A 9,436-nucleotide genomic window follows, 5' to 3' on the forward strand; every position below is an offset into this window, starting at 1 on the left:
ATTACGGGTTCTCGTCGAACGCAGTTTCTTTCCTCTCCGGCCGCTCCAGAGAGGACGCTTGTGGGCGCTGGACAGCGCGAGGCCTCCTTCGCCGGATCTGACCGCCGCGTGGGGCTGGGCGGGGTACGGCCCAGTCGCTCCCAGCACTTCAGGCGGGGACAGACAATGAAACGGCAAAGTCGCCATCCCGGTCGGTCCACCAGTGCGTCAGCCTCAGGCCGGCTGCGGCGAGCTCGGCTTCGACCCCCTCCCGGCGGAACTTCGCTGAGACCTCGGTCCGCATCTCCTCCGCTTCGGCGAAGGGGACATCGAGGTCGAGGGCGGCAACCCGGACAACCTGCTCGGTCCGTGACCGCAGCCGCATTTCGATCCACTCGTGCTCGGCGTCCCACACGGCGACGTGCTCGAATGCCGTTTCGTCGAAGTCGGCCCCTAGCTCCCGATTCAGCACGGTCACGACGTTCCGGTTGAAGGCGGCGGTGACGCCGGCGGCGTCGTCGTAGGCGCGCAGCAGCCGCGCCGGGTCCTTGACCAGATCGGTGCCGAGGAGAAACGAGTCACCCGGATCCAGCGTGCCGGCCAGGTCGGTCAGGAACCGTGCCCGTGGGACGGGCTCCAGGTTGCCGATCGTCGATCCGAGGAAGGCGACCATCCGTCGTCCGGTGCGGGGCAGGCGGTCCAGGTGTTCGGTGAAGTCGCCGATCACCGCGTCGACCGTGACTTCCGGGTACTCCTCGACGACCGCAGCGCCGGCGGCCGCGAGCACGGTCGGATCGATGTCAAACGGGACGAACCGGCGAAGCGTTCCGGCCCGGGAAAGCGCGGTCAGCAGCAGCCGGGTCTTCTCCGACGTCCCGCTACCCAGCTCGACCAGCACGTCCGCGCCCGAGGCCGCCGCGATCGCGTCGGCGTGAACCTGTAGCACCGCCCGCTCGGCGCGGGTCGGGTAGTACTCCGGCAGCCGGGTGATCTGGTCGAACAGCTCGCTGCCGCGCTCGTCGTAGAACCACCGGGGTGGCAGTGACTTGGGCGTCGAGGTGAGCCCGGCCAGTGCGTCGGCGCGCAGCGCCTCGCGGGCGTCGTCGGGGGCCAGGTGGCTGGTCAGAGAGACGGTCATTCGCGCTCCTCGGTGGTCGGGGTCGCCGGGTCCAGCGGGGTCAGCGTCAGCCCGTCGGGCGTGACCTCTACCAGGTGCCGGTCGGGGACGTCGGCCCAGGCCGGGTCGTCGTCCCAGGGTTCGCTGGCCAGCGCGGTGCCCTCATCGGTGGACAGCACCGACAGGGTGTCGCCCCAGGTTGTGGCCAGCAGCCGGGCGCCGTCGGCGGCCAGCAGGTTCAGGCGGGCCGCCGGGTCGGCGGCGCCGACCTCGGCGACCGTGGCGCCCAGCGCGTCCAGCCCCCGGTCGAAGACCAGGGCGGCCAGTAGCGCGCTGTCGACGGTGGACTCGGCCGTGCGCGCCGGTGGCAGCACTGTGCGGTCGACCCGACCGTTGTGCGACAGCAGCCAGGTGCCGTCGGTGAACGGGGCCACCGCGCTCTCCTCCAGCGGCATCCCGACCGTGGCCGACCGGACGGCGGCCACTGCGCATCCGGAGCGCACCACCGGCGCCACCGAGGCGAAGGACGGGTCGGCCCAGAGCGGGCGGGCCGATCGCCAGCGCGCGGGCCCCTCCCGGCCGGGCGCCCAGAAGCCGACGCCCCAGCCGTCGGCGTTCACGGTGCCGTGCCGCTGGCGGCGCGGCGCCCAGGACTGCACGAGCAGCGAGGACGGCGGTTCCAGCACCAGCTCGGCCAGCGACCGTGGCCGGCCCAGCCAGGCCAGGTGGCGGCACATCAGGCGGCCGGCCCGCCGATGGAGCAGGCGAGCCGGATGCCGCTGAAGACCTGCCGGCGGATCGGGTGGTCCCAGTTGCGGAAGCTGGGTCGCAGGATCGAGGCCGCGACTGCCCAGGACCCGCCCCGCAGCACCCGGTAGTCGCCGCCGAAGAAGGGCGCGGAGTAGTCGGCGTAGAGCATCGGGCGGAAGCCCGGCCAGGGCTGGAAGGGCGAGGACGTCCACTCCCAGACGTCGCCCATCAGCTGCTCAGCCCCGTAGGTCGAGGCGCCGGCCGGGTAGGCGCCGACCGGAGCCGGGCGCAGCGCCCCGCCGCCGAGGTTGGCCAGTGCGGGCGTCGGCTCTGCCGAGCCCCACGGGAAGCGGCGCCGCCGGCCGGTGGCCGGGTCCCAGACCGCAGCCTTCTCCCACTCGGCCTCGGTCGGCAGCCGCGCGCCGGCCCAGGCAGGGTCGACGGCTGCGACCCAGGCGGCGTAGGCCTCGGCCTCGAAGTACGTGACGTGCTGGACCGGCTCGTCCGGCGGCAGCTGCTCCACGTCGCCGAACCGGGTCCGGGTGCCGTGGGCACTCCAGAACTGCGGCCGCTCCAACCCGGCCTCCTGCCGGTGCGTCCAGCCACGGGCCGACCACCAGCGGGGGTCGCTGTACCCGCCGTCGGCGACGAACGCCGCATACTCGGCATTGGTGACCGGCACCCGGCCGATCCGGAAGGCGGGCACGTCGACGACGTGCGCCGGCCGCTCGTTGTCCAGCGAGAACGGCTCGTCGGCGGCGTCCACCCCGAGGACGAACGGCCCACCGGGCACCAGCACGGAGGTGCCGGCCACGCCCGGGCGTCCACCGGGCAGCGGCTCGCCGAGCCCGAGCAGCGGCGGCCCGGTGCGGAGGTTGAGCGCCTGCAGCATCGTCTCGTCGTGCTGCTGCTCGTGGCTGACCACCATGGCGAAGTCGAACGGGTCGTCGTCGCTGCCGAGCCGCTCGAGCCGGTCGAGCACTCGGCCCCGGACCTCGCGGCAGAAGGACCGGGCCTCCACCGGCGGTAGCAGCGGCAGGCGGGAGCGGACGGCGCGGGGCTGGGTGAAGGCGTCGTAGAGGGCCTCGACGCCGGCCGGCAGCAGGCCCTCCCGGCGCGGGTCACCGTGTCGCAGCAGCCACAGGTCCTCCTGCTGGCCGATGTGTGCGAGGTCCCACACCAGTGGGGACAGCAGCGGGCTGTGCTGGCGCAGCAACTCCGGCTCGTCGTGGTCGGTGAGCAGCAGGGTCCGGTCCCGTGCGCCGGTGAGGTTCCGGGCCAGCACGTCGCGCAGGTCGGCACGGCGGGATTCGGTCACGGGGCGGCCTCCGGGGTCCGGGTCGCAGTCAGCAGGGCGGCGGCAGCCCCACCCTCGAGGGCGGTGCGCAGGAGGGCATCGCCTGGGCTGGCGCCTCGGTCCACCAGCTCGGCGAGGGCCTCGACCTCGGGACGCAAGGCTGCGGGCACGGCTCCCAAGGCCGCATCCAGGCAGGAGCGGGCCGCCGCGTGCAGGCCCGGATCGGCCAGCCCGAGGTGGGCCGCGCGGGACCAGGCCCCCGCAACGGCCTCGGTGGCGGCCGCGGCCCGGTCCGCGGCGAGCGGATCGTCCAGCAGGGCCGAGGTGATCGCGGCCAGCGCCGGCCACCAGGGCTCGGGAGCGGCGTCGAGGTAACGGATCTCCAGGTATCCCCGCGGCCGCACCGGCGGGAAGAGCGTGGAGAGGTGGTAGTCGAGGTCGGCCGAGGTGGGGCGGCGACCGGCGAGCGGAGCGGCACCGGTGATCCAGTCGGCGAACGGCACCCGGCCGCACACGGGATCGGCGCTCCCGGAGACGGCGTCGCGCACCAGCATCACCGGGGCGGCGAGGGCGTAGTTCGCCCACTCGCCGGCGGGGTCGTCCCCGCCCAGCAGCGGGCCGCAGCGGGCCTGGTCCAGGTCCCCCCATACCTGCTGGCGGCCCGACCGCCACCCGACCGCCCGCCCGGTGGCCAGCGGGGAGCAGGCGGAGACGGCGACGAGGACCGGCCCTAGCTGGTGGGCGAGGGCGACCCGCCGGCCCCAGGCCTGCGGCGGCCCGGCTTCCAGGTTGACCTGCAGTGAGGCGGTCGAGGTCATCATCGCCGTTCCGGCCGCGGCGCAGCCGACGGAGGCGAAGTGCTGCTCCATCGCGGCGTACCGGACGGCCGGATTAACCCGCTGCGGCGCCCGGAGCGGGTCTCGGCCCATCAGAGCGAGGGCCAGACCCGCCTCGGCGAAGGCCGCCCTGAGGACGGTCGAGTCGGTGCGCAGCGCAGCCACGGCGGTCGTGATGTCCGGCGCCGGCGGGCCGGACAGCTCGACCTGGCCACCGGGCTCGAACGTGATCCGGCTGGCGCCTGGCAGTACCGGCAGGCGGCGAACAATGGCTTGCAGGGTCGGCCAGGGCACCCGGCGGTCCGGATTCCCCGTATCGACGACGTGTGCTTCGAGTTCTATGCCGACGCGCCCGACAGGGCCCGGTTGCAGAGCGTGGGTCGCGATGCGGGCGCTCGCCTCGGCGAGGGTCAGGCAGGAGGCCTGTCCCTCACCGATCGGCGCCGACGTCATGTACCTCTCCTGGTGCGTTTGGCCCGCGGTAGCCGTGGCCGGTCTGCGGGCTCGGGGGTGTTGCGCCCACCTCGGGACTGTCTCCCTGTCTCGCGGGAGTCCGTCACGGGCCGGCACGTGCTGCGGTCAGCGCGGGGCAGCTTGCGGCGGCAGGGCTGCGACCAGTGGATGGTCCCTATCGATCTTGCCGGTTCTCGCCGCGCCCCCGGGACTGCCCAGGTCGGAGAAAAGGTCCACGTTGGCGTTGTAGAAATCCTTCCACTTGTCCGGGACGTCGTCCTCGTAGTAGATGGCCTCCACCGGGCACACTGGCTCGCACGCTCCGCAGTCGACGCACTCGTCGGGATGGATGTACGCCATCCGCTCTCCGATGTAGATGCAGTCGACCGGGCATTCGTCGATGCAGGCCTTGTCGAGAACGTCGACGCAGGGTTGCGTGATGACGTAAGTCACGTGTTCCTCCAAGTCGTCTAGGGTCAGGGGCGCCGTCGCTGTGCCGAGACGTCAGGGTGTCGTCGTCGGAACCGGATCGCTGTAGTGACCCGGGGCCTTCATCTCCCGTCGCTCCGAAGAGAATCATCCGTATATCCGTACGGCGATCGTCCGCCCGGTGACGGGATCGGCAACTCGAGGTCAGTAGGACCGCGCCGGGCTGGTCAGCGGCGGCTCGGTCAGCAGGCGGAGGCTGACGATCGGCGTCGTCGCTCCGACTGGCGGATGGTGCTGCACGTTTGATGCCCGATGAATCGGTCAGGACGGGGAGTCCTCGGACTAGGGTCCGGACAGAGGGGTGTACCCGTGGTCCCTGCCGAAGGCGTCGAAGACATCGCTCGTTGTCCCGTCGACCTTGAAAAAGTCGTCGTTGAGTACCTCTGCCAGGTCGTCGAGCGTCGAGCGCAGAGTACTTGCGGTTCGCTGCACGTCCGGTCTGCTGGCGGTGCGGCCGAGGTCGGCGAGGTGCAGGGCGTAGGGCAGCGTGGCCGCTAGTGAGGAGGTCTTCCCGTTGTTGTGGAAGTAGTAGATCTCCGAGTTCTGCGCCAGGTCCGTGCGTGTCTGTGTGATCTGGGTGGCCAGACTGTCCAGGGTCTGGGCCACCGCCGAGGAGTCTGCATCGAGGAGTTGCTGCTCCATGCCGCTTCGCTGAAGGGCCGCCAGTCGGATCGACAAGGCGCGTGTGCGGGTGAGAGCCGGGTAGATCTGCATGATCCAGGTGACGGCGGTGGTCAGGAGTGCGAAGCCGATCAGCGTCTGCAGAGGTGCGACGATCCGCAGCCAGCTATACGTGGGGAGCATCCCGCCGAAGCCGACGGTGGACGTGCTCACCATGGAGAAATGCACGGCGTCGAGGAAATCACTACGTGTCCCCGGCCTCAGAGTTCCGGTGAACAGGAAGCCTTCCGGAATATAGGGCCAGTAGACGAGGGCGCCCCCGACGAGGACCAGGACCACCCACGTGATGATGGTGCCCACGATTCCCAGGGGGCCCGCGAGCTGACTCGGCTTGCCATTGCGCAGTCGGAACAGGCGCCAGTGCATCCGGAGGATGAGGCGAGCGAGTGACCCCTGGCCGCTCGGGTGGAACAGGGTGTGGAACAAATCCCACAGGGCGACGGCGACCAGGGCGACGCCGAATGCCGTCACGAGCCAGGCTAGCCAGGGTGACATGCTTGGATTCCTTCGAGGCTGACTGGTGCATAGGGCACAGGCGGAGGGCGCACGGAAATCCGTACATGCTTACGGATGTGCGCTGCCCGAAGAGAGTGAGGTGAAACGTTCCCCGAGCTGTTTCATCGGACGATCCGCCGCTGATGCACTTGTCGACCGCACGGCCGGTCCTGGACTGCAACGGCTGCAGGGGACTCAGGCGTCATCGACTCAGCGATTTTCAGCCGCACGGGGGATCAGGTCGCGGAATCGTGGTCCCCACCGCGGTGACGTGGCCGTAGTTCGGCACGTCGACCCGGCACTCGTCGATGCAGGCCTTGTTGAGAACGTCAACGCAGGACTGCGTGATGACGTAGGTCACCGTGCTTTTCCGAAGCATGTCGGGTCGGGGGTCGCCCAGGTGCACCGGCTGGACTTGGTTTCGAGGCCGCCGACGGAACCCTGAGCATTCCTGCGACGTGGAGCCCTTCTTGTCAGTTGGTGGACGCGATCGCATCCGTAAACCCGTACGGAAATCATCCGCTCGACCACGGGACCGGCAACTCGGGTCAGCGGCCGCGTCGACCAGGCAGTCCCATCGCATAGCGTCACCGAACCTCCGCCTTCCGGCCGTGTCCCCTGCGATCGCGCGGCCGCTGGAATCTGCAGGCGAGTGAAGTACACGACGCTCCCACCCATTGCGGTCAGGCGGACCGCAAAAAGGGGGGGGCATCCAGCTACTTCAGCGGGCCATCACCGACCTGGTAGTCGGCCACGTTGCATCACTCCGACGGAGGGCAGTCGCGCAGTGCCGACGCCTCGAACTCGGGGACGGGTCGCGCCTGCGCCTCTTCGAGGGTCTCGGCCTCACCGTTCTCCTCGATGTCCTCGATGAGCCACTCCATCTCGCTGATCTCGATCTCTTGTGCCCGGATGATCTCGACGGCGAGCTGGCACACGCGGACGTCGTCGATGTCGGCCCGCTCGGAGCGGGTGATGGCCAGCGAGTGGTGCGGGATCATCGACTTCATCCAGCCGAGGTCGTCCACGGTGAACTGGCTGCGGTCGAGGGCGATGCCGCCGCCCAGCAGCAGCAGGCTCGCCGCCACGATGGCGATGTTGCCCTTCATGTTCTTGTACATGTTGAGCATCCAGCCGAGCATGACCAGCCCCATGGTGCCGCCCATGGTGATCGCCATGAGCACACGGCTCTCGCTGAACTGGACGTGGCTCCACTCCCACGTGCCGGCGAACATGACCCAGTACATGACGACAATGGCCGTCGAGATCATGGCCGCGAAGCGCAGGTACATCTTGGTTTCGTGCGACATCTTGCCGCCGTGCTCCTGCTGTTCGTTCTCCTGGTCGCTCTTCTTCGTCGCCATGGGCCCGGATCTCCGTTCTGCTGTCGTCGGTGTGGGAAGAACTCCGCATGTTCGCACAGCTCCATCGCCACGACACCGACCCGTCGCATCCGGTGACGCGAAGTGCGTGCGGACTGTCGTGGGCGGCGATCCGCACGCAAGGTCGGGGCCGTGCATGTGCAGACGATGGGTTTGCGGAAGCAACGGCGGCATGCCCGTACGACCGTACGGCAAACACGAATAGGACGGTCCTCTAATCCGAACAGATGCAACAGGTGAGCGCTCTGCTCGCCGCCGAGGCTGCGGGCACGGTCCGGGCAGCGGTGTGGACAGGGTGTACGAGGCCGGCGGATCTGGGCACTGCTCGCCGTGGCTGCCGTCTTGGCCATGCACATGACTGACACCACGGGTTCTCGGCTCCGGACGGCTCGGAGGTCGCCTCGGACTGGCGTCGATGAATCCGGTGGTAACCGTAGGTGCGTACGGGTATGGGCGTGGCCGGAGGTGTTTCTCGGTGTCCGAACCTGATTACGCGCATCCAGTCGACCCTGAGCGAGTCGCACACGCCCGTGCACGGCTGCCCAGTCGGGAGGAAGCCGCTCAGCTGACCAGCGTGCTGAGCCTGATGGCCGATCCCACCCGTGCCCGGGTCCTGTTTGCGCTCGACATGGTCGAGGAGCTCTGCGTCGGTGATCTGGCACTAGCGCTGGAGGCCAATGAGGACGCCGTCGGCTATGCCTTGCGGCTGCTGCGCACGGCGGGACTGGTGACCAACCGGAAGCAGGGGCGTGTCGTGTTCTACCGCCTGGCCGAAGGCTTCCCGGAACCGCTCCGGCAGCACTGCCTCCGTCAGCTGATCGTCCTCTCCGAGGCGCCGGCCGCGGACGACGATTAACAGGGGCGTGTCGAGCCAGGCGCGGTTGCGAGTAGCCGGTGATCGTCGCCGCGCGAACGCGCACGATCACCCCTAGAGTCGGCGACACCCGGACGGCCATCCGGACGTCAGTGCACTCGCCGGCAGTCTCGGCCAATTCTTCGGCGTTCCAACGCGAGGCGAGGAGGGCGCATGGTTACTCTGCTGTCGATGGCCGCCCTGGTGGTGGCCGGCATCGCTGGGCTGTACGCGCTGTCGTCGGCGTTGCGCACTGCCCGGGAGCCCGCCGTCGTCCTGCCGTACGAGTCGGGCCTGTTCCCGCAGCAGCACGCCGTCTCTCGTTACCACGCGCGGTGGTACGCGGTCACGGTCCTTTTCCTCGCCTTCGACATGGAGATGATCTTCATGTACCCGTGGGCAGTCGTGGTCGCGGACATGGGGGCGACGGCCGTCGTCGAGATGTTCGGCTTTCTCGCCGTTCTGCTCGTCGGTGTCACCTACGTCTGGCGTGAAGGTGCGCTTCGATGGACCTGATCGCCCGCCTGCGGAACTGGGCGCTGGCGAGTCCGCGGGTGCTGCTCGTCGATGCCCCGGGCGCGATGACGTTCCGGTGGTCCGTCGAGGCCGAGTTGGACCGGCGCGGCTGGCGGCGCGCCGTGTCACCCGCGGGCACCGATCTGCTGGTGGTCCTTGGCGAACCGGGACCGGAGCTAGCAGAAGCCGTCGACGTGCTGTGGAGCCAGGTTCCCGAGCCGCGGCACCGAGTGGACATGCAGCTCCCCAGCGACGTCGTCGTCGCTCTGGACGAGGGCCGAGCGGCGCTGGTCCGGCGGGTCGGATCAGGAGCAAGACAAGACGACCGGCCGTCGCCGGCCTCGTTGCTCGGCAAGAACGAGGACGAGGATGCCGACGACGAGGGCATGGGCCACGCCGACGACGAGGGCATGGACCACGGCGCCGGCCACGAGGGCATGGACCACGGCGGTGGCCGCGGGGGCATGGACGACGACGCCGGTCATGGAGACGAGGAGGGTGAGGGCGTAGATCACGGTGCCGGTCACGAGGGCATGGACCACGAGGGCATGGACCACGAGGGCATGGACCACGAGGGCATGGACCACG

10 protein-coding genes and 1 pseudogene are annotated in these 9,436 nt (G+C 69.8%); 3 read left to right on the plus strand and 8 right to left on the minus strand.

Annotated elements, in window-relative coordinates; all coding sequences use genetic code 11:
• Window positions 1-148 precede the first annotated feature (148 nt).
• The 8 genes from egtD to BMW62_RS19955 all read right to left on the minus strand — a co-directional run bounded on the left by egtD (window position 149) and on the right by BMW62_RS19955 (window position 7,461).
• Window positions 149-1,117, minus strand: coding sequence for an L-histidine N(alpha)-methyltransferase (egtD, locus tag BMW62_RS19925; RefSeq protein WP_091934761.1), 969 nt, complete (start codon window positions 1,115-1,117; stop codon window positions 149-151).
• Window positions 1,114-1,833: an ergothioneine biosynthesis protein EgtC gene (gene egtC / locus BMW62_RS19930; protein WP_091934762.1), complete on the minus strand. Its 720-nt coding sequence runs from the start codon at window positions 1,831-1,833 to the stop codon at window positions 1,114-1,116. Before egtC ends, egtD begins: the two co-directional genes overlap by 4 nt.
• Window positions 1,833-3,164: an ergothioneine biosynthesis protein EgtB gene (gene egtB / locus BMW62_RS19935; RefSeq protein WP_211435207.1), complete on the minus strand. Its 1,332-nt coding sequence runs from the start codon at window positions 3,162-3,164 to the stop codon at window positions 1,833-1,835. Before egtB ends, egtC begins: the two co-directional genes overlap by 1 nt.
• Complete coding sequence (gene egtA, locus BMW62_RS19940; RefSeq protein ID WP_091934763.1) at window positions 3,161-4,432, minus strand: ergothioneine biosynthesis glutamate--cysteine ligase EgtA; 1,272 nt, start codon at window positions 4,430-4,432, stop codon at window positions 3,161-3,163. Before egtA ends, egtB begins: the two co-directional genes overlap by 4 nt.
• A gap of 126 nt (window positions 4,433-4,558) precedes the next feature.
• Window positions 4,559-4,885, minus strand: coding sequence for a ferredoxin (gene fdxA / locus BMW62_RS19945; RefSeq protein WP_091934765.1), 327 nt, complete (start codon window positions 4,883-4,885; stop codon window positions 4,559-4,561).
• Between the two features lie 318 nt (window positions 4,886-5,203).
• Entirely contained in the window at window positions 5,204-6,073 is an 870-nt protein-coding gene (locus BMW62_RS19950) for a potassium channel family protein (protein ID WP_170852482.1), read from the minus strand.
• Between the two features lie 244 nt (window positions 6,074-6,317).
• The gene (locus tag BMW62_RS23310; protein WP_244524177.1) at window positions 6,318-6,458 is read right to left on the minus strand and encodes a hypothetical protein; all 141 of its coding nucleotides are present in this window, start codon (window positions 6,456-6,458) and stop codon (window positions 6,318-6,320) included.
• Window positions 6,459-6,858: 400 nt separating this feature from the next.
• Entirely contained in the window at window positions 6,859-7,461 is a 603-nt protein-coding gene (locus BMW62_RS19955; protein ID WP_091934768.1) for a DUF305 domain-containing protein, read from the minus strand.
• Window positions 7,462-8,053: 592 nt separating this feature from the next.
• Between BMW62_RS19955 and BMW62_RS19960 the strand changes: the two genes are divergently transcribed.
• The 3 genes and pseudogenes from BMW62_RS19960 to BMW62_RS22820 form a co-directional block, all read left to right on the plus strand.
• Window positions 8,054-8,335 carry an ArsR/SmtB family transcription factor gene (locus tag BMW62_RS19960; protein ID WP_244524178.1) on the plus strand — a complete coding sequence of 94 codons (282 nt, stop codon included), beginning with the start codon at window positions 8,054-8,056 and terminating at the stop codon, window positions 8,333-8,335.
• Window positions 8,336-8,506: 171 nt separating this feature from the next.
• Window positions 8,507-8,848, plus strand: coding sequence for an NADH-quinone oxidoreductase subunit A (locus tag BMW62_RS19965; RefSeq protein ID WP_211435208.1), 342 nt, complete (start codon window positions 8,507-8,509; stop codon window positions 8,846-8,848).
• Window positions 8,839-9,436: pseudogene (locus BMW62_RS22820) on the plus strand (hypothetical protein); the annotation flags it as partial. The gene BMW62_RS19965 and the pseudogene BMW62_RS22820, both read left to right, overlap by 10 nt.

It is taken from the genome of Blastococcus sp. DSM 46786, assembly GCF_900109665.1.
In the GTDB taxonomy this organism is placed as follows: Bacteria; Actinomycetota; Actinomycetes; order Mycobacteriales; family Geodermatophilaceae; genus Blastococcus; species Blastococcus carthaginiensis.